This window comes from Humibacter ginsengiterrae, from assembly GCF_054780115.1.
Window position 1 is genome coordinate 58,915 of record NZ_BAAGWY010000015.1, and the last position, 16,752, is coordinate 75,666.

Annotated in this window: 26 protein-coding genes; 3 read left to right on the top strand and 23 right to left on the bottom strand. The window is 68.0% G+C overall.

Annotation, left to right across the window (positions count from 1 at the left end):
* Positions 1-106: 106 nt before the first annotated feature.
* The 20 genes from rplO to rpsJ form a co-directional block, all read right to left on the bottom strand.
* Positions 107-679 (bottom strand): large ribosomal subunit protein uL15, encoded by a 573-nt coding sequence (rplO, locus tag ACYVII_RS15830; RefSeq protein ID WP_460536819.1) that lies wholly within the window; start codon positions 677-679, stop codon positions 107-109.
* The gene (rpmD, locus tag ACYVII_RS15835) at positions 679-861 is read right to left on the bottom strand and encodes an uL30 family ribosomal protein (protein WP_460536821.1); all 183 of its coding nucleotides are present in this window, start codon (positions 859-861) and stop codon (positions 679-681) included. The genes rplO and rpmD overlap by 1 nt, the downstream gene beginning before the upstream one ends.
* Positions 861-1,553 carry a 30S ribosomal protein S5 gene (rpsE, locus tag ACYVII_RS15840; protein ID WP_460536932.1) on the bottom strand — a complete coding sequence of 231 codons (693 nt, stop codon included), beginning with the start codon at positions 1,551-1,553 and terminating at the stop codon, positions 861-863. Before rpsE ends, rpmD begins: the two co-directional genes overlap by 1 nt.
* Before the next feature lie 35 nt (positions 1,554-1,588).
* Positions 1,589-1,948 carry a 50S ribosomal protein L18 gene (rplR, locus tag ACYVII_RS15845; protein WP_460536823.1) on the bottom strand — a complete coding sequence of 120 codons (360 nt, stop codon included), beginning with the start codon at positions 1,946-1,948 and terminating at the stop codon, positions 1,589-1,591.
* 2 nt (positions 1,949-1,950) lie between these two features.
* Positions 1,951-2,487, bottom strand: a complete 537-nt coding sequence (rplF, locus tag ACYVII_RS15850) for a 50S ribosomal protein L6 (protein WP_460536825.1) — start codon at positions 2,485-2,487, stop codon at positions 1,951-1,953.
* 4 nt (positions 2,488-2,491) lie between these two features.
* Positions 2,492-2,890, bottom strand: coding sequence for a 30S ribosomal protein S8 (rpsH, locus tag ACYVII_RS15855; RefSeq protein ID WP_460536827.1), 399 nt, complete (start codon positions 2,888-2,890; stop codon positions 2,492-2,494).
* 93 nt (positions 2,891-2,983) lie between these two features.
* The gene (rplE, locus tag ACYVII_RS15860) at positions 2,984-3,568 is read right to left on the bottom strand and encodes a large ribosomal subunit protein uL5 (RefSeq protein ID WP_460536829.1); all 585 of its coding nucleotides are present in this window, start codon (positions 3,566-3,568) and stop codon (positions 2,984-2,986) included.
* The gene (gene rplX / locus ACYVII_RS15865) at positions 3,568-3,927 is read right to left on the bottom strand and encodes a 50S ribosomal protein L24 (protein WP_460536831.1); all 360 of its coding nucleotides are present in this window, start codon (positions 3,925-3,927) and stop codon (positions 3,568-3,570) included. Before rplX ends, rplE begins: the two co-directional genes overlap by 1 nt.
* A gap of 3 nt (positions 3,928-3,930) precedes the next feature.
* Positions 3,931-4,299, bottom strand: coding sequence for a large ribosomal subunit protein uL14 (gene rplN / locus ACYVII_RS15870; protein WP_460520105.1), 369 nt, complete (start codon positions 4,297-4,299; stop codon positions 3,931-3,933).
* Positions 4,300-4,334: 35 nt separating this feature from the next.
* Complete coding sequence (gene rpsQ / locus ACYVII_RS15875; RefSeq protein WP_460536833.1) at positions 4,335-4,682, bottom strand: small ribosomal subunit protein uS17; 348 nt, start codon at positions 4,680-4,682, stop codon at positions 4,335-4,337.
* Positions 4,682-4,999, bottom strand: coding sequence for a large ribosomal subunit protein uL29 (rpmC, locus tag ACYVII_RS15880; protein WP_460536835.1), 318 nt, complete (start codon positions 4,997-4,999; stop codon positions 4,682-4,684). The genes rpsQ and rpmC overlap by 1 nt, the downstream gene beginning before the upstream one ends.
* Positions 4,999-5,418 carry a large ribosomal subunit protein uL16 gene (rplP, locus tag ACYVII_RS15885; protein ID WP_460536837.1) on the bottom strand — a complete coding sequence of 140 codons (420 nt, stop codon included), beginning with the start codon at positions 5,416-5,418 and terminating at the stop codon, positions 4,999-5,001. Before rplP ends, rpmC begins: the two co-directional genes overlap by 1 nt.
* Positions 5,419-5,420: 2 nt before the next feature.
* Positions 5,421-6,179 carry a small ribosomal subunit protein uS3 gene (rpsC, locus tag ACYVII_RS15890; protein ID WP_460536839.1) on the bottom strand — a complete coding sequence of 253 codons (759 nt, stop codon included), beginning with the start codon at positions 6,177-6,179 and terminating at the stop codon, positions 5,421-5,423.
* Complete coding sequence (gene rplV, locus ACYVII_RS15895) at positions 6,179-6,544, bottom strand: large ribosomal subunit protein uL22 (protein ID WP_460536841.1); 366 nt, start codon at positions 6,542-6,544, stop codon at positions 6,179-6,181. Before rplV ends, rpsC begins: the two co-directional genes overlap by 1 nt.
* A gap of 26 nt (positions 6,545-6,570) precedes the next feature.
* Positions 6,571-6,852, bottom strand: a complete 282-nt coding sequence (rpsS, locus tag ACYVII_RS15900) for a 30S ribosomal protein S19 (RefSeq protein ID WP_022900930.1) — start codon at positions 6,850-6,852, stop codon at positions 6,571-6,573.
* Positions 6,853-6,865: 13 nt separating this feature from the next.
* The gene (gene rplB / locus ACYVII_RS15905; RefSeq protein ID WP_460536843.1) at positions 6,866-7,705 is read right to left on the bottom strand and encodes a large ribosomal subunit protein uL2; all 840 of its coding nucleotides are present in this window, start codon (positions 7,703-7,705) and stop codon (positions 6,866-6,868) included.
* Positions 7,706-7,722: 17 nt separating this feature from the next.
* Positions 7,723-8,022 carry an uL23 family ribosomal protein gene (rplW, locus tag ACYVII_RS15910; RefSeq protein ID WP_460520086.1) on the bottom strand — a complete coding sequence of 100 codons (300 nt, stop codon included), beginning with the start codon at positions 8,020-8,022 and terminating at the stop codon, positions 7,723-7,725.
* The gene (gene rplD / locus ACYVII_RS15915) at positions 8,022-8,675 is read right to left on the bottom strand and encodes a 50S ribosomal protein L4 (protein WP_460536845.1); all 654 of its coding nucleotides are present in this window, start codon (positions 8,673-8,675) and stop codon (positions 8,022-8,024) included. Before rplD ends, rplW begins: the two co-directional genes overlap by 1 nt.
* Before the next feature lie 4 nt (positions 8,676-8,679).
* A complete protein-coding gene (rplC, locus tag ACYVII_RS15920) occupies positions 8,680-9,339 on the bottom strand; it encodes a large ribosomal subunit protein uL3 (protein WP_460536847.1) in 660 nt (219 codons plus the stop codon).
* A 10-nt stretch (positions 9,340-9,349) separates the two neighbouring features.
* Positions 9,350-9,658, bottom strand: a complete 309-nt coding sequence (gene rpsJ, locus ACYVII_RS15925; protein ID WP_022900935.1) for a 30S ribosomal protein S10 — start codon at positions 9,656-9,658, stop codon at positions 9,350-9,352.
* Positions 9,659-10,209: 551 nt separating this feature from the next.
* On the opposite strand from rpsJ, the gene ACYVII_RS15930 reads away from it, so the two are divergent.
* Positions 10,210-10,962: a response regulator transcription factor gene (locus tag ACYVII_RS15930; RefSeq protein WP_460536850.1), complete on the top strand. Its 753-nt coding sequence runs from the start codon at positions 10,210-10,212 to the stop codon at positions 10,960-10,962.
* 62 nt (positions 10,963-11,024) lie between these two features.
* On the opposite strand, the gene ACYVII_RS15935 is transcribed toward ACYVII_RS15930, so the two are convergent.
* Positions 11,025-11,411, bottom strand: a complete 387-nt coding sequence (locus ACYVII_RS15935; RefSeq protein WP_460536852.1) for a hypothetical protein — start codon at positions 11,409-11,411, stop codon at positions 11,025-11,027.
* A 230-nt stretch (positions 11,412-11,641) separates the two neighbouring features.
* Between ACYVII_RS15935 and ACYVII_RS15940 the strand changes: the two genes are divergently transcribed.
* The gene (locus tag ACYVII_RS15940) at positions 11,642-12,679 is read left to right on the top strand and encodes a glycosyltransferase family 4 protein (protein ID WP_460536855.1); all 1,038 of its coding nucleotides are present in this window, start codon (positions 11,642-11,644) and stop codon (positions 12,677-12,679) included.
* A 72-nt stretch (positions 12,680-12,751) separates the two neighbouring features.
* Here the strand turns inward: ACYVII_RS15940 and ACYVII_RS15945 are convergent, their stop codons facing one another.
* Positions 12,752-13,444, bottom strand: coding sequence for a low molecular weight phosphatase family protein (locus ACYVII_RS15945; RefSeq protein ID WP_460536857.1), 693 nt, complete (start codon positions 13,442-13,444; stop codon positions 12,752-12,754).
* Positions 13,441-14,634 (bottom strand): glycosyltransferase family protein, encoded by a 1,194-nt coding sequence (locus ACYVII_RS15950; protein ID WP_460536859.1) that lies wholly within the window; start codon positions 14,632-14,634, stop codon positions 13,441-13,443. The genes ACYVII_RS15945 and ACYVII_RS15950 overlap by 4 nt, the downstream gene beginning before the upstream one ends.
* 85 nt (positions 14,635-14,719) lie before the next feature.
* Between ACYVII_RS15950 and ACYVII_RS15955 the strand changes: the two genes are divergently transcribed.
* The gene (locus ACYVII_RS15955) at positions 14,720-16,714 is read left to right on the top strand and encodes a glycosyltransferase (RefSeq protein WP_460536861.1); all 1,995 of its coding nucleotides are present in this window, start codon (positions 14,720-14,722) and stop codon (positions 16,712-16,714) included.
* Positions 16,715-16,752: the final 38 nt, after the last annotated feature.

Consider the following 16,752-nt stretch of genomic DNA (forward strand, 5'->3'; position numbering starts at 1 on the left):
TCCTGCTTTCCGGTAAGGAATCGGGCCGGGCGACCTTGGGGGCCACCCGACCCGACTACTTTACTTCGGTCGATCCGGATGCCTGGCATCCGGATGCTGCCACGGGCTACTTGACGGAGCCCCCGGCCGCGACGATCTTCTGCTCGGCGGAGCCGGAGACCTTGTCGACCTCGACGTTCAGCTTCACCGAGATCTCGCCGCCTCCGAGAACCTTCACCTTCTCGTTCTTGCGAACGGCACCCTTGGCGACCAGGTCGCTCACGGTGACGTCGCCGCCTGCCGGGTACAGCTCGGCGAGCTTCTCCAGGTTCACGACCTGGTACTCGACGCGGAACGGGTTCTTGAACCCGCGCAGCTTCGGCGAACGCATGTGGAACGGAAGCTGGCCACCCTGGAAGCCGGGACGCACCTGGTAGCGCGCCTTGGTTCCCTTGGTACCGCGACCGGCCGTCTTGCCCTTCGAGCCCTCACCGCGACCGACGCGGGTGCGGTCCTTCTTGGCGCCGGCCGCCGGACGCAGGTGGTGCACCTTGAGGACGGGCTCGCGCTTCTCAGGCACGTCCTTCTTGGCAGGCTTGGCCGCGGAGGTCTTCTCAGGCTTGGCGTCGGAGGTCTTCTCCGCGGGCTTCTTGGTAGAAGCCTTGGCCTTGGTCTCAGTGGCTTCGTTGTTTTCGGCCATTAGTCGATCTCCTCAACCTTCACCAGGTGAGCGACGGTGGTGACGTATCCGCGGTTCTGCGGCGTGTCCTCGCGGACCACGACGTCACCGATGCGCTTCAGACCCAGGCTGCGCAGGGTGTCGCGCTGGTTCTGCTTCTCACTGACTTTGGACTTGATCTGGGTCACCTTCAGGCGCGCCATTATGCACCAGCCTTAGCGGTCCTGGCGGCCTCGGCCGCCTCTGCCTCAGCACGCAGCAGACGCGCCGGGGCGACCTCGTCGAAGTCGAGCCCACGGCGGGCGGCAACGGCACGAGGCTCCTCGAGCTGCTGCAGCGCCGTCACGGTCGCGTGCACGATGTTGATGGTGTTCGACGAACCGAGCGACTTGCTCAGCACGTCGTGGATGCCGGCGCACTCCAGCACGGCACGCACCGGACCACCGGCGATGACACCGGTACCGGCGGCGGCCGGACGCAGGAGCACGACACCGGCTGCGGCCTCGCCCTGCACCGGGTGCGGGATCGTGTTGCCGACGCGCGGAACGCGGAAGAAGTTCTTCTTCGCCTCCTCGACGCCCTTCGAGATCGCCAGCGGCACCTCACGCGCCTTGCCGTAGCCGACGCCGACCACGCCGTTGCCGTCGCCCACCACGACCAGCGCGGTGAAGCTGAAGCGGCGACCACCCTTGACCACCTTCGAGACGCGGTTGATCGTCACCACGCGCTCGAGGAACTGGCTCTTGTCGGCGTCCCGGCTGCCGCGGTCGCGGCCCTGGTTGCGGTCACGACCGCCACGGCGGCCGTCGCGAGAATCACGGGCGTCGCGACTGGTGGTGTCGGTACCGGCCGCGGTCTCCACGGGCTTCTCGGCAGTCGTCTGCTCGGCGGCCACGTCCTGCTCCTTCTTGTTGTCGTTCTGGACGTCACTCACAGGTTCAGCCCACCTTCCCGGGCGCCCTCGGCGATCGCCGCGACTCGACCCGCGTACTTGTTGCCGCCGCGGTCGAACACGACCTCTTCGATGCCGGCCTGCTTCGCGCGCTCGGCGACCAGCTCTCCGACCTTGCGTGCCTTGGCGGTCTTGTCACCGTCGAACCCGCGCAGGTCCGCCTCGAGAGTCGAGGCGGAGGCGAGCGTGTGGCCCTTGGAGTCGTCGACGACCTGCACGAAGACGTGCCGCGCGGAGCGGGTCACGACCAGACGCGGACGCGCATCCGTGCCCACGACCTTCTTGCGAAGGCGCGCGTGCCGGCGGTCGCGTGCCGCTGACTTGCTCTTGACGCTCATGGTTACTTACCAGCCTTTCCGGCCTTGCGACGGACGACCTCGCCTGCGTAGCGGATGCCCTTGCCCTTGTACGGTTCCGGCTTCTTGATCTTGCGGATGTTCGCGGCGGTCTCGCCGACAGCCTGCTTGTCGATGCCGGCGACGGTGACCTTGTTGTTGCCCTCGACGGTCAGCGTGATGCCCGCAGGCGGCTCGACCGTGACCGGGTGGGAGAACCCGAGCGCGAACTCGATGGACGAGCCCTTCTGCGCCACGCGGTAACCCGTGCCGACGATCTCGAGGCCCTTGGAGTAGCCCTGGGTGACGCCGATGATCTGGTTGTTGATCAGCGTGCGGGTGAGGCCGTGCAGCGATCGCGAGTTGCGCTCGTCATCCGGACGGGTGACGAGAACCTGCTTCTCTTCGAGCTTCACCTGGATGGGCTCGGCCACGGTGAGCGAGAGCTCGCCCTTGGGGCCCTTGACGGTCACATCCTGGCCGTCGATCTTGACGTCGACGCCTGCCGGGATGTCGATGGGGAGTCTTCCGATTCGGGACATCTCGCTACCACACGTAGGCGAGGACTTCCCCGCCGACGCCCTTCTTCTCGGCCTCGCGGTCGGTGAGAAGACCGGAGGAGGTGGACAGGATGGCGACGCCGAGTCCGCCGAGCACACGGGGCAGCTCGGTGGACTTCGCGTACACGCGCAGCCCCGGCTTGGAGACGCGCTTGATGCCCGCGATCGAACGCTCGCGGTTCGGGCCGAACTTGAGGCTCAGCGTGAGGGTCTGCCCCACGCGTGCGTCGGCCAGGCTCCAGTCGGAGATGTAGCCCTCGTTCTTGAGGATCTCGGCGATGTGAGCCTTGAGCTTCGAGCTCGGCATCGACACGCTGTCGTGGTACGCCGAGTTGGCGTTGCGCAGTCTGGTCAGCATGTCTGCGACCGGATCTGTCATGGTCATGGGTTGTTTCCTTTGTTCATCCGGTATCCGGGCCCTTTACAAGAGAACGGACCGTAGATGGAGGGACCGGCCGGTTGCCGGCCCCGGGGTGGATCAGTCGTTCGACTTGAACGGGAAGCCGAGCGCCTTCAGCAGCGCGCGACCCTCGTCATCCGTCTTCGCAGTGGTGACGACCGTGATGTCGAAGCCACGAGGGCGGTCGATCTTGTCCTGGTTGATCTCGTGGAAGATCGACTGCTCCTGCACGCCGAACGTGTAGTTGCCGTGGCCGTCGAACTGACGGTCGGACAGACCGCGGAAGTCGCGGATGCGCGGCAGCGCAAGAGCGAGCAGGCGGTCGAGGAACTCCCAGGCACGGTCGCCGCGCAGCGTGACGTGCGCGCCGATCGGCTGCCCCTCGCGCAGCTTGAACTGCGCGATCGACTTGCGAGCCTTCGTGACCTGCGGCTTCTGGCCGGTGATCTTGGTGAGGTCGGCGACCGCACCGTCGATGATCTTGCCGTCGCGGGCGGCCTCGCCGACACCGGTGTTCACGACGATCTTGACCAGGCCGGGGATCTCGTGAACGTTGCCGTAGCCGAACTGCTCCTTGAGCTGGGGCGCGATCTCGTTCTTGTACTTCTGCTTCAGGCGCGGCTGGATCTTGCCAGCCGGCGCAGCAGCCAGTGTGTCGGTCATTACAGGTCCTTACCTGACTTCTTGGCGTAGCGGACGCGAACGGTCTTGGTGCGGCCGTCCTTCGTCACCTTCTCCTCGCGGAAGCCCACTCGGGTCGGCTTCTTCGTCTCGGGGTCGACCAGCGCCACGTTCGAAACGTGGATCGGCGCCTCGTGCGTCTCAAGACCACCGGTCTTGGAGCCGCGCTGAGTCTGACCGACCTTGACGTGCTTGGTGACGTAGTTCACGCCCTCGACCACGACGCGGTTCTGGTCCACCAGCACCTCGATGACCTTGCCCTGCTTGCCGCGGTCTCCACCGCGTGCCTGGCTCGGGCCCGAGATGACCTGTACCAGGTCGCCCTTCTTGATGTTCGCCATGGATCAGATCACCTCCGGCGCCAGCGAGATGATCTTCATGAACTTCTTGTCACGGAGCTCGCGACCGACCGGCCCGAAGATGCGGGTGCCGCGCGGCTCGCCGTTGGGGTTCAAGATCACCGCGGCGTTCTCGTCGAATTTGATGTACGAGCCGTCTGCGCGGCGCGTGTTCTTCTTGGTGCGCACGATGACCGCCTTGACGACATCGCCCTTCTTGACGTTGCCGCCGGGGATGGCATCCTTCACGGTCGCCACGATGGTGTCGCCGAGACCCGCGTACCGACGGCTCGAGCCACCGAGAACGCGGATCGTCAGCAATTCCTTGGCACCCGTGTTGTCGGCGACCTTGACGCGTGATTCCTGCTGAAGCACTTGTCTAACTCCTTGTCACAAGCAAGCCCGAGGGCCTACTTGGCCTTCTCGAGGATCTCGACCAGGCGCCAGCGCTTGGTCGCGCTGATCGGACGGGTCTCGTTGATGATGACGAGGTCGCCGATGCCGGCGGTGTTGTTCTCGTCGTGCGCCTTCACCTTGTTGGTGCGGCGGATGACCTTGCCGTACAACGGGTGCTTCACGCGGTCCTCGACCTCGACGACGATGGTCTTGTCCATCTTGTCGCTGACGACGTAGCCGCGGCGGGACTTGCGGTAGCCGCGGGCGCCCGCCTCCTTGACGTCGTGCTCGGCGTGCTCGTGACCGGCGGTCTCCGCCTTGTCCACCTGGGCCTTGTCGGCCGATGCCTTGGTGGCTGCCATTACTCCGCCTCCTCCTTCGTCTCGGCCTCTGCCTCAGGGCTTGAAGCCTTCTTGCTGCTCTTCTTCGCGGCCTTGGGGGCCTCGACCGGCGCCGGCGTCGCACGGATGCCGAGCTCGCGCTCGCGGATGACCGTGTAGATGCGGGCGATGTCGCGCTTGACGGCGCGCAGGCGGCCGTGGCTCTCGAGCTGGCCGGTCGCCGACTGGAAGCGCAGGTTGAACAGCTCTTCCTTGGCCTTCTTCAGTTCATCGACGAGCTTCTCGTCGTCGAAGGTGTCGAGCTCGGCGGGAGCGAGCTCCTTGGATCCGATCGCCATTACGCGTCGCCCTCCTCGCGCTTGATGATGCGTGCCTTGAGGGGCAGCTTGTGGATTGCACGGGTGAGTGCCTCGCGAGCCAGCGTCTCGTTGACGCCGGCGACCTCGAAGAGCACTCGGCCCGGCTTGACATTGGCGACCCACCACTCGGGCGAGCCCTTGCCGGAACCCATTCGGGTCTCTGCCGGCTTCTTCGTGATCGGGCGGTCCGGGTAGATGTTGATCCACACCTTGCCGCCACGCTTGATGTGACGCGTCATGGCGATACGAGCGGACTCGATCTGACGGTTCGTCACGTAAGCGGGGGTCAGGGCCTGGATGCCGAACTCACCGAAGGTGACCTTCGTGCCACCACTCGCCTGGCCGCTACGGCCCGGGTGGTGCTGCTTGCGGTGCTTGACTCTGCGGGGAATCAACATGGTTATGCACTGGCTCCTTCTGCCGCGGGGGCCTCGGCCTGAGCGCGGGGCGCACGGCGCGGGCGGTCGCTGCGGTCGGGGCGGCCGGACTTGGCGGCAGCCTGCTCGCGCGCGAGTTCCTTGTTGGTGATGTCGCCCTTGTAGATCCAGACCTTCACACCGATGCGGCCGAAGGTGGTCTTGGCCTCGTAGAACCCGTAGTCGATGTTCGCGCGCAGCGTGTGCAGCGGCACACGACCCTCGCGGTAGAACTCCGACCGGCTCATCTCGGCGCCGCCGAGGCGGCCGGAAACCTGGATGCGAACACCCTTGGCACCGGCGCGCTGCGCGCCCTGCAGACCCTTGCGCATCGCACGGCGGAACGCCACACGAGCAGACAGCTGCTCGGCGATGCCCTGGGCGACGAGCTGGGCATCCGTCTCGGGGTTCTTCACCTCGAGGATGTTCAGCTGAATCTGCTTGCCGGTGAGCTTCTCGAGGTCGGCGCGGATGCGCTCGGCCTCGGCTCCACGGCGACCGATCACGATGCCGGGGCGTGCGGTGTGGATGTCCACCCGCACGCGGTCGCGGGTGCGCTCGATCTCGATGCGCGAGACGCCGGCCCGGTCGAGCTGCGTCTTCAGCAGCGTGCGGATCTTGACGTCTTCTGCGATGTAGTCGGCGTAACGCTGACCGGGCTTCGTCGAGTCCGAGAACCAGTGCGACACGTGGTCCGTGGTGATTCCCAGACGGAAGCCGTAGGGGTTGACCTTCTGACCCATTACTTCGTCCCCTCGTCAGGTGTGGCCAGCACGACGGTGATGTGGCTGGTGCGCTTGTTGATGCGGAACGCGCGGCCCTGTGCGCGGGGCTGGAAACGCTTCAGCGTGGTGCCCTCGTCGACGAAGGCGCGGCTCACGTAGAGATCCCGCTCGTCCAGGTACTGGTTCGAGGCGTCGGCCTTCACCCGGGCATTCGCGATAGCGGATGCGAGGAGCTTGTAGACCGGCTCGCTCGCGCCCTGAGGGGCGAACTTCAGGATGGCCAGGGCCTCCTGCGCCTGCTTGCCGCGGATCAGGTTGACGACGCGACGAGCCTTCTGAGGCGTAACGCGGATGTGTCGCACACGTGCGATCGACTCCACCATTTCTTTCTCCTCCTTATGTCACCGCGTCAGCGGCGACGACCCTTCTTGTCGTCCTTCACGTGTCCCCGGAAGGTGCGGGTCGGGGCGAACTCCCCGAGCTTGTGGCCGACCATCGTCTCGGTGACGAAGACCGGGATGTGCTTGCGGCCGTCGTGCACGGCGATCGTGTGGCCGAGCATGGCCGGCACGATCATCGAGCGACGCGACCACGTCTTGATGACGTTCTTGCTGCCGGACTCGTTCGCGCGGACCACCTTGGTAAGCAGGTGCTCGTCGACGAAGGGGCCCTTCTTGAGACTGCGAGGCATCTTCTTCTAACTCCTACTTGCGCTTCTTGCCAGCGGTGCGGCGGCGGACGATCAGCTTGTCGCTTTCCTTGTTCGGGTGGCGCGTGCGGCCTTCCTTCTGACCCCACGGGCTGACCGGGTGGCGGCCACCGGAGGTCTTGCCCTCACCACCACCGTGCGGGTGGTCGATCGGGTTCATCGCGACACCGCGCACCGTCGGGCGAACGCCCTTCCAGCGCAGGCGGCCGGCCTTGCCCCAGTTGATGTTCGACTGCTCGGCGTTGCCGACCTCGCCGATCGTGGCGCGGCAGCGGGCATCCACGTTCCGGATCTCACCGGAGGGCATGCGCAGCTGGGCGTAGGGGCCGTCCTTGGCGACGAGGCGAACGGATGCACCGGCCGAGCGGGCGATCTTCGCACCTCCACCGGGCTTCAGCTCGATGGCGTGCACGACGGTACCGGTCGGGATGTTGCGCAGCGGCAGGTTGTTGCCCGGCTTGATGTCGGCGTTCGGGCCCGACTCCACGATGTCGCCCTGCTTGAGCTTGTCGGGAGCGATGATGTAGCGCTTGGTGCCGTCCACGAAGTGCAGCAGCGCGATGCGCGCGGTGCGGTTCGGGTCGTACTCGATGTGCGCGACCTTGGCGTTGACGCCGTCCTTGTCGTTACGACGGAAGTCGATGACGCGGTACTGGCGCTTGTGGCCACCGCCGATGTGGCGGGTGGTGATGCGGCCCTGGTTGTTGCGGCCGCCGGACTTCGACAGCGGCTTGAGCAGCGACTTCTCGGGCGTCGACCGGGTGATCTCGGCGAAGTCGGCCACGGACGAGCCGCGGCGACCGGGGGTCGTCGGCTTGTACTTGCGAATAGCCATAGTTGTTCCCTTGCTCCCTAGCCGACAGCCGTGAAGATGTCGATGGAACCGGACTTGAGGGTGACGATGGCGCGCTTGGTGTCCTTGCGCTTGCCCATGCCGAACTTGGTGCGGCGCGTCTTGCCCTGGCGGTTGAGAGTGTTGACGGATGCGACCTCGACCTTGAAGATCTTCTCGATCGCGAGCTTGATCTCGGTCTTGTTCGAGCGGGGGTCGACGAGGAAGGTGTACTTGCCCTCGTCGATGAGCGAGTAGCTCTTCTCGGACACGACCGGAGCGATGATGACGTCGCGCGGGTCCTTGTTGATGGCGGGCATTACGCGTTCACCTCTTCCTTCTTCGCGGACTTGCTGGCGACGAAGGCGTCGAAAGCAGCCTTGGTGAAGACGATGTCGTCGGAGACGAGCACGTCGTAGGCGTTCAGCTGGTCGAACGGCAGCGTGTGCACCGTCGGGATGTTGCGAACGCTCTTCACGCCGGTGAAGTCGTCGCGCTCGGTGACGATCAGCACGTGCTTCGAGCTCGCGACGCCGTTCAGCAGCGAGACGGCCGCCTTCGTCGAAGGCGCCTCGCCGGCCACGAGTGACTCCACCACGTGGATGCGCTCACCGCGGGCGCGGTCGCTGAGCGAGCCCAGCAGCGCGGCGGCGATCATCTTCTTGGGGGTGCGCTGCGCGTAGCTGCGCGGCGTCGGGCCGTGCACGATGCCACCGCCGGTCATCTGCGGGGCGCGGATGGAACCCTGGCGGGCACGGCCGGTGCCCTTCTGCTTGAACGGCTTGCGCCCTGCGCCGGAGACCTCACCACGGTTCTTGGTCTTGTGCGTGCCCTGACGTGCAGCGGCGAGCTGCGCGACGACGACCTGGTGGATCAGGGGGACGTTGACCTGAACGTCGAAGATCTCCGCGGGCAGCTCGACGAAACCGGTCTTCTTGCCGGCGGCGTCGAAAACGTCGATCGAGGTAGCCATGTGACTACGCTCCCTTCACTGCGTTGCGGACGAAGACGATGCGGCCGCGAGCGCCGGGAACCGCGCCCTTGACGAGCAGCAGGCCCTTGCCGGCGTCGACCGAGTGCACCGTGAGGTTGAGCACGGTCACGCGCTCGGCACCCATGCGACCGGCCATGCGCATTCCCTTGAACACGCGGCTCGGGGTCGAGGACGCGCCGATCGAACCGGGCTTGCGGTGGTTGCGGTGCGAACCGTGCGAGGCGGAGACGCCCTGGAAGTTGTGGCGCTTCATGACACCGGCGGTGCCCTTACCCTTCGAGGTTCCGACGACGTCGACCTTCTGGCCGGCCTCGAACGTGCCCTCGACGGTGAGCTCCTGGCCCGCGGCGTAGTCGGCGGCATCCGCAGTGCGCACCTCGGTGAGGTGGCGACGCGGGGTGACGCCCGCCTTCTCGAAGTGGCCGCTGGCCGGCTTGTTCACCTTGCGCGGGTCGATGGCGCCCGTGGCGATCTGCACGGCGTTGTAGCCGTCGACCTCGGGGGTGCGGATCTGCGTGACCACGTTCGGCGTGATCTCGATGACGGTCACCGGGATGAGCTTGTTGTTCTCGTCCCACACCTGGGTCATGCCGAGCTTCTTGCCGAGCAGACCCTTGACGGTCTTGGTCTCAGTAGTAGACATGGATGAACCCCTACAGCTTGATCTCGATGTTGACGTCAGCCGGCAGGTCGAGGCGCATGAGCGAGTCGACGGCCTTCGGCGTCGGGTCGATGATGTCGATCAGCCGCTTGTGCGTGCGCATCTCGAAGTGCTCGCGGCTGTCCTTGTACTTGTGGGGCGAACGGATGACGCACACCACGTTCTTCTCGGTGGGGAGCGGCACCGGCCCGACGACCTGAGCACCGGCACGGGTCACCGTGTCGACGATCTTGCGCGCCGAGGTGTCGATGACCTCGTGGTCATACGACTTAAGCCGGATGCGGATCTTCTGTCCCGCCATATCTGACTCTCTCTCTACTGTTCAGGCGTCGTACGGCAGTCAGAGCCGCATTGGACGCGTCGCGTTCGGTGCGTTGCGCACCGCCACGTTTCGCTGGCGCCACGTGGTGCCGCCGCTGTTTATCTGTCAAAGGCTTCGCGGATGCCGGTTGCTCGCGCTCCAGGCATCCCTCACCCTCACCGACCCCCGCGCTCGGGCGTGTCGCCCTCGCAGAGCACATGGATAGCCCATGGGCTCTTCGGGTGTCGATTAAGCTCGTTCTTCTGCCCGCGGCCTAACCTGAACTCAGAGGGCTCGATCCTTGCGAGGATCAGCCGGCTCGAAGCGGCTATGCACTGCCTGGCAGTGATTCGGGGAACCGCGCGCAGACGCACGGCACCGAAATGTTGAACCCCAAAAGTTTGCCAGATTCGACCGTTCCGTGCAACTCGGGCGTGTCGCGCCGTGCGAGCGACGAAGGATCGCCGAGACGCTAATCTCGTCACCGTGTCGTTCGCACGCCGGGAGCCCGGGCCAGGCGACGGCATTGGCGGGGATCGATCGGGGGAACCATGCCGAACATCGCGGTGATCATCGAGGACGATGCCGACATCCGCGACCTCATCGGGGTTGTGCTCGAGCAGATGGGGTTCGAAACGCGCACCGCGTCTACCGGCGATGCCGGTGTCGAGGCCGTGCGTCAGTGGTCTCCGGTGATCACCACGCTCGACATCTCGCTTCCCGGAATCGACGGGCTCGAGGCGGCCAAGCGCATCCGCCGGTTCTCCTCGACGTACATCGTGATGCTCACGGTGCGCGACGACGAGATCGACGTTCTGCTCGGACTCGAGTCAGGCGCCGACGACTACATCAGCAAGCCCTTCCGGCCACGTGAGCTCCGCGCGCGCATCGAGGCGATGCTGCGACGCCCGCGCGGTGAGCACTCTTCGGAGGAACCGGTCGCCGACATCCCCCAGCCGGCGGAGCCCGAGCACTCGGACGGGTGGCTCGAGCACCGCGGGCTGAAGCTGAGCCCGGCCACGCGGGTCGTGCTCCGCGACAAGGAAGACGTCGTGTTGACGCGCAGCGAGTTCGAGATCTTGCGCTGCCTGATGGAGGCGCAGGGCCGTGTCGTCACCAAGTCGACGCTGGCGGATGCGATGCGCTACGACGATGCCGGCTACGGCTACATCAGCGGGACGGATGCCCGCAACGTCGAGGTGCACATGGCCAACCTGCGCCGCAAGCTCGGCGATGGCCCCGGCCGGCCGCGGTGGATCGAGACGGTGCGCGGCGTCGGGTACCGCATGTCGGCATCCAGCTGAACCGACGCCGGCCGCGCCCAGCTAAACCGGCGCCACCTGAACCGAACGGGGAACGTCCGCGCTCACGAATGCCGGAATCCGGCGATGATGCGGATGAGCGCGACGACCGACTCGTTCGCCGACCGTTCCACCACGCTCGCCTGCGCCGCGCATTCCATCATCGGAGCTCTGAGGGCGAGGAGCCGCAACGCCTGGGCATCCGCCGCCAGCAGCCCCGCGCCCACCATGTGTGCGCTCGCCCGGATGCTCAGCGCGACCCGGAGGAGCGCCTCGCGGTCGCCGGTGCCGCAGGCCGCATGCATCCTGGCGCATCGCACAGGCAGGTCTGCGATGAACTCCGCGGCGAAACGCACCGCGAGGTCGTCGCGGCCCTGGAGTTCGTCGGCGAGAGTGGTGAGCACCGTCCCGTCGACGAGCTCCCGCTCCTCGTACCTGATGTCGGTGCTCACACGCGGTTCCTCATCGGCGGAGTCTCTCGGTGTTCGGGGGCGAATACTCGGGGTGTTGCATGACCGGGCGGGCGTTCGGGTCGCCCGCCCGGTCACGAGGCGTTTCGGGTTCGCCGATATCCACTGTGGCCGCGAAAGCTCAAGACACAACCGAGGCACCACAAGCGGACCCTCAAGGTCTGCTTAAGATGTGGCGGGGGCGATGTGAGACGGATCTCGAGGGCACGCGGATGACCGGGATACACATCCTGCACGCCATTCGTTCGGACGGCTTCGCCGGCGTTGAACGTTTCGTGCTGCGTCTCGCCGTCGCGCAGGCTCAGGCCGGCCACACGGTACAGGTGATCGGCGGGGATCCGGCGAGGATGCGCCCGAGCCTGCATGCCGCAGGCGTCGCGCACACCGCGACTCCGGACCGCACCAGGGATGTCGCCGATGCCGTGTACGCGCTGGCTCGTGACGCCGACGTCGTCAACTCCCACATGACCGCAGCGGACCTCGCCGCCGCTTTCGCACTCGCCCGCCTTCGCGACGCTCCGCCGTTGGTGTCCACCCGCCACTTCGCGGCCGCACGCGGCCGTCTCGGGCCCGTGCCGATCGACGCGTTCCTTGGCCGTCGCATCCAGGCCGAGATCGCGATCAGCCGTGCTGTCGCCGCGGCAACGGGTCGCCCGAGCACCGTCGTGCACTCCGGGGTGCCCGACGTGCCAGACGACGCGCAGGCCGACCGCGATCGCATCGTGCTCATCGCCCAGCGGCTGCAGCCGGAGAAGCGCACCGATCAAGGCATCCGCGCCTTCGCCGCCTCGGCACTGGCCGAGCACGGCTGGCGACTGCAGATCGCGGGTGAGGGAGCGGAACGCGGGGCGCTGGAGCAACTGGCGAGCGAGCTGGATGTCGACGCCGTCTTCCTCGGGTTCCGCGACGACCTGGCCGCCCGCTTCCGCACCGCAGGCATGCTGCTTGCGCCCTGCACGGTCGAGGGCCTCGGGCTGACCGTCATCGAGGCGATGGCCGCGGGACTTCCGGTGGTGGCGGCCGACGCGGGCGGCCACGCGGAGATTCTCGAGGGCCTCGATCCGCGCGCGCTGTACCCGCCGGACGACCCGGATGCCGCCGCCCGCAACCTGCGCTCGCTCGCGTCGGACGACGAGGGCCGCGACGCTCTCGGGGCGGCCGGGCGGCGACGTCAGCGAGCCGAGTTCACCCTTACGGCGCAGGTCGCCGGCACCGACGCCGTCTACCGCACGGCGATCGCACTGCACTGAGCCCGAACCACAGGGGCCGAACCACAGGGGCCGTACCACTGAGCCCGAACCACTGGGGCCGAACGGTGCGCGTCACCGCCGTAGCGAAGCCGGGTCGGACGCGGCCGCCAGGTACGCCGTCGCCTCGGCGGCGGGCATCCCCCAGAGTGCCACCGCGATCTGCACGAGGGCCGGCACCTCCTGGCTCACCATGAGGTCGGTGGCCGTGATGTCCTTGCCCTGCGGGTCGACGATGTCGTCGGCTCCCGGATCGCCGCCTCCCACCCTTCGCCTTGCGAGCTCGCCGACCACGGCGTTCAGGTCTTTCAACGAGCGCGGCGGCTGAACCTCGAGCTGCGAAGCGATTCGGCCCGCCTCGAGCATGGTGAACGTGCGCCGCATCGCTCGCGGCACACGGCTGACGATCTCGTCGCGATGGGCTTCGGATGCCACCAGCACGAGATCTGCACCGGCGATCTGCTGGTCGGTCAGCTGGGTGGCGCGGTGATCCCCGCCCTGCGCTCCGAGGCGGGCCGCCACGCTCTGCAGGTCCTGGCCCATGGGCTCTCCGACGGGCGCGCCGGTTCCCGCACTGGTCACCGCGACGTGCGTTGCGACCGTCGGCGGCAGATACCACTTCGCCCAGGTCGCCAGCAGCTCGGCGGCGAGCGCCGACCTGTGCACGTTCCCGGTGCACACGGTCAGCACCGTGAACGTTCCGCGCTTCTCCTTGCCGATCCGGCCGTCGTCGCCCGAACGATGACGGCCCTCCCCCAACAGGCTCATCGGCTTCGACCCCTCCGTCTCGCCACTTCCCCCACTACGTCTGCGTAAAAGTCCCGCTGCATCGCCGCCACCTCGGCGTCGTCGAGCAGCCCTGGCGTCGCCGCGGCAGCGGCCCCGAGGGCTGCTCTCAGCGCCGGCTCGGCGTCGAGCCGCTGCAGAGCGGCCGTCAGCGCATGCACGTCGCGCGGCGCGAACCGCAGCCCGTTGCGCTCGTGCTCGACCCACTCGGTGGGTCCGCCTTCGTCGGCGACCACGGTGGCGCATCCGGCTGCAAGATACTGCAGCACGTTCTGCCCGAGCGGCTCTGCGCGCGTCGAGGCCTGCACGGCGATGTCCCACCGGGCCAGCAACGCGTCGACGTCCTCGACGTGACCGAGCAGCCGCACCCGTTCGCCGAGCCCGAGCGCATCGGCCCTGTCCCGAAGGTGCAGCGCGAAGTCCTCGTGGCCGAACGGCGCGGATCCCGCCAGCTCGAGCACCGCATCCCCGTCGGAGAATGCGACGGCGAAGGCGTCGAGCAGCAGCTCCTGCCCCTTCCACGGGTCGATGCGGGCCAGCATCCCGACTGTGAGCGGCCGTTCCGACGCCACTCGCGGCGCACCCGGTTTCAGCCCCGACGCGCTCGGGATGACCGCCGTCACCGCGTCGTCGCGCGCGAACGGGCGAGCGGATGCCAGTGCGCGAGCCGTGTCGGCGACGATCCCGTCCGCGCGCGGCAGCACGATGCGCTGCATGATGCTCGCTCCGGCGGAGCCGATCGCTTCGGACTCGGCGAGATCGCGGATGTGCACCACGAACGGCACCCGGCTGGTGCGGGCGGCGAGCGCCCCGTACGCCGCCGAGCGGGTCGTGTTCGCCACGACGACGTCGGCGGACCGGAACGCGGGATGCGTGCGCACGACCGCCGCCTGCGTCAGGAGCCGCACGGCGTTGCCGGCCTGTACAGGAGTGGACGCGCTCGCGGCGCCGGAGAGCTGTCGCACCCCGCGAACGCGGATCGGGACCCGGCCCACCAACGGTGCGAACACACCGTCGCGCGGGTCTCCCGAGGCGAGCAGGATCGCGGCGTTCCATGCCCGATCGGCCAGCAGCATCCGCACCAGCGCCAGCTCGGCGCCCCCGGCCACGTCGGTGTGGGCGAGAAAGAGCGTGCGGGGCCCTCGACGCATGTCGTTCACATGGTCGTTCACGTGCTCCACTCCTGCCCCCCGAGACGCACGATCGCCGCGCGGGCGACCGATAGAGTCATGCGCAACGAGTCTACGGGGGTGTCTGGTGCGTGTTCTCAAGATCTCGCACAGCGCCGTCGTCGACGAGTGGCGGGGCCGGGAGCGCGCACTGACCGCACACGGAGTCGACGTCCAGACCCTCTGCGCGCGCAGCTGGGTCGAGGGTGGGGTCGAGGTGTCGTTGCGGGCGCGGCCGAACGAGAAGGTGACGGGGGTGCGAACCTGGGGCGCGCATCCTGCCCTGTTCCTGTACGACCCGCGACCGATCTGGCGGGCGCTGCGCTCGGCGCCGGAGATCGTCGACATCCACGAGGAGCCGTTCTCGCTCGCCACCGCCGAGGTGCTCGCCCTGCGTGCACTGAGCCGATGCCGCGCTCCGTATGTGCTCTACACGGCGCAGAACCTCGACAAGCGCTATCCCCCGCCGTTCCGGTGGCTGGAGCGCCGTGCGCTGCGCCGCGCTGCCGCGATCTCGGCGTGCAACCTCGAGGCGGCCAGGATCGCCGAGCAGAAGGGCTTCCCGGGTCGTGCCAGGGTGATCCCGCTCGGCATCGATCTCGAGCGGTTCGCGCGCACGCCCGACAGGGACGACGAGAACGCCGGCGCGCCCGGAATCGCTGCCTCCGGCATCCCGTCGCCCCACGACGACACCGTGACGGTCGGTTTTCTCGGCAGACTGGTGCCGGAGAAGGGCCTCTTCGTGCTGCTGGATGCCCTTGCTCGCGACGATCGCCTGCACGCGCGGATCGCAGGCGGCGGACCGCTGTCGGAGGCCCTCCCGCACGAGCTCGCGTCGCGGGGACTGACGGAGCGCGTGCGCCTCGTCGGCCCGGTCGACCCGGACGCCGTCGTCGCGTTCTACCGCTCCGTCGACGTGGTCGCCGTGCCCTCCATCCCGCGCGACGGCTGGACGGAGCAGTTCGGACGCGTCGCGATCGAGGCCATGGCATCCGGCGTGCCCGTCGTCTCCAGCGACGCCGGCGCACTACCCGACGTCGTGGCCGGCGCCGGCATCGTGGTACCGCACGGCGACGCCGCCGCGCTCGCCACCGCACTGGTCACCGCTGCCGGCGAGCGCCGCGAGGAGCTGCGCGAACGCGGCTTCGCCCGTGCACAGGAGTGCTCATGGGATGCCGTCGGCCGCGACTACCTCCAGCTGTACCGTTCGGTGCTCCATCCGCCTGCGCCTCCCTCGCCTGGCTTGGAGATCGCGGTCGTCGCATACGGCGCGCCCGAGCTGCTCCGCGAGGCGCTGGAGCCGGTGGCGGCCCTGCCGGTCACGGTCGTCGACAACTCGTCACTGCCCGAGATCGCGGCGTTGTGCCAGGAGCTGGGCATCCGCTACCTCGACGCCGGCCGCAACGGTGGCTTCGCCGCCGGGGTCAACATCGCACTGGCGAACCGCCTGGATCCGGGCGCCGATCTCCTGTTGCTCAACCCGGATGCCCGCATCAGCGCCGACGATGTGTCGAGGCTGCACACCATGCTGCGTCTCGACCCCTCCCTGGCGAGCATCGCCCCACTGCAGGCCGACTCCGCCGGCCGCGAGGCCCGGGTGCGGTGGCCGTTCCCGTCTCCGCTGAACGCGTGGCTCGAGGCCGTGGGTCTCGGCCGTTTCGAGCGCGGCGGCACATACGTCATCGGGTCCGTGCTGATGCTGCGCACGGAGGCCCTCCGCCAGGTCGGCTGCTTCGACGAGCGGTTCTTCCTCTACGCCGAGGAGACAGACTGGGCGTATAGGGCGCACCTGCTCGGCTGGCGGCACGGAACGGCGCCGCGCATCCGCGCCGTGCACGAGGGAGCGGCGACGAGCACGGACTCGACGGCGCGTGAGCTGCACTTCCACGCGTCATTGGAGCGGTACCTGCGGAAGCACTTCGGTGCCGCCGGATGGCAGCGGGCGCGCGTCGCGGTCTGGCTCGGTGCGATGCTGCGCTCAGCGGTGCTGCCCGGCCAGCGCGGAAAGGATGCCCGCCGCCGCGCCGCCCTCTACCGCCTTGGCCCGGTGCGGGTGGAGGCGCGTCTCGCGCCGCGGCCGTGACACCTCGCGCGAAAGCCTCAGCAGCTGAAGTGGGAAGG

Excerpts from the sequence above, each read along its gene's own strand:
- rplO (WP_460536819.1), bottom strand. The coding sequence starts at position 679 with ATGGCCGAAAACAACGAAGCCACTGAGACCAAGGCCAAGGCTTCTACC.
- rpmD (WP_460536821.1), bottom strand. The coding sequence starts at position 861 with ATGGCGCGCCTGAAGGTGACCCAGATCAAGTCCAAAGTCAGTGAGAAG.
- rplR (WP_460536823.1), bottom strand. The coding sequence starts at position 1,948 with ATGAGCGTCAAGAGCAAGTCAGCGGCACGCGACCGCCGGCACGCGCGC.
- rplF (WP_460536825.1), bottom strand. The coding sequence starts at position 2,487 with ATGTCCCGAATCGGAAGACTCCCCATCGACATCCCGGCAGGCGTCGAC.
- rpsH (WP_460536827.1), bottom strand. The coding sequence starts at position 2,890 with ATGACCATGACAGATCCGGTCGCAGACATGCTGACCAGACTGCGCAAC.
- rplE (WP_460536829.1), bottom strand. The coding sequence starts at position 3,568 with ATGACCGACACACTGGCTGCTGCGCCGGCTGGCAAGATCCAGCCGCGC.
- rplX (WP_460536831.1), bottom strand. The coding sequence starts at position 3,927 with ATGGCGAACATCAAGAAGGGCGACCTGGTACAGGTCATCTCGGGCCCG.
- rpsQ (WP_460536833.1), bottom strand. The coding sequence starts at position 4,682 with ATGGCAGCCACCAAGGCATCGGCCGACAAGGCCCAGGTGGACAAGGCG.
- rpmC (WP_460536835.1), bottom strand. The coding sequence starts at position 4,999 with ATGGCGATCGGATCCAAGGAGCTCGCTCCCGCCGAGCTCGACACCTTC.
- rplP (WP_460536837.1), bottom strand. The coding sequence starts at position 5,418 with ATGTTGATTCCCCGCAGAGTCAAGCACCGCAAGCAGCACCACCCGGGC.
- rpsC (WP_460536839.1), bottom strand. The coding sequence starts at position 6,179 with ATGGGTCAGAAGGTCAACCCCTACGGCTTCCGTCTGGGAATCACCACG.
- rplV (WP_460536841.1), bottom strand. The coding sequence starts at position 6,544 with ATGGTGGAGTCGATCGCACGTGTGCGACACATCCGCGTTACGCCTCAG.
- rpsS (WP_022900930.1), bottom strand. The coding sequence starts at position 6,852 with ATGCCTCGCAGTCTCAAGAAGGGCCCCTTCGTCGACGAGCACCTGCTT.
- rplB (WP_460536843.1), bottom strand. The coding sequence starts at position 7,705 with ATGGCTATTCGCAAGTACAAGCCGACGACCCCCGGTCGCCGCGGCTCG.
- rplW (WP_460520086.1), bottom strand. The coding sequence starts at position 8,022 with ATGCCCGCCATCAACAAGGACCCGCGCGACGTCATCATCGCTCCGGTC.
- rplD (WP_460536845.1), bottom strand. The coding sequence starts at position 8,675 with ATGGCTACCTCGATCGACGTTTTCGACGCCGCCGGCAAGAAGACCGGT.
- rplC (WP_460536847.1), bottom strand. The coding sequence starts at position 9,339 with ATGTCTACTACTGAGACCAAGACCGTCAAGGGTCTGCTCGGCAAGAAG.
- rpsJ (WP_022900935.1), bottom strand. The coding sequence starts at position 9,658 with ATGGCGGGACAGAAGATCCGCATCCGGCTTAAGTCGTATGACCACGAG.
- ACYVII_RS15930 (WP_460536850.1), top strand. The coding sequence starts at position 10,210 with ATGCCGAACATCGCGGTGATCATCGAGGACGATGCCGACATCCGCGAC.
- ACYVII_RS15940 (WP_460536855.1), top strand. The coding sequence starts at position 11,642 with ATGACCGGGATACACATCCTGCACGCCATTCGTTCGGACGGCTTCGCC.
- ACYVII_RS15945 (WP_460536857.1), bottom strand. The coding sequence starts at position 13,444 with ATGAGCCTGTTGGGGGAGGGCCGTCATCGTTCGGGCGACGACGGCCGG.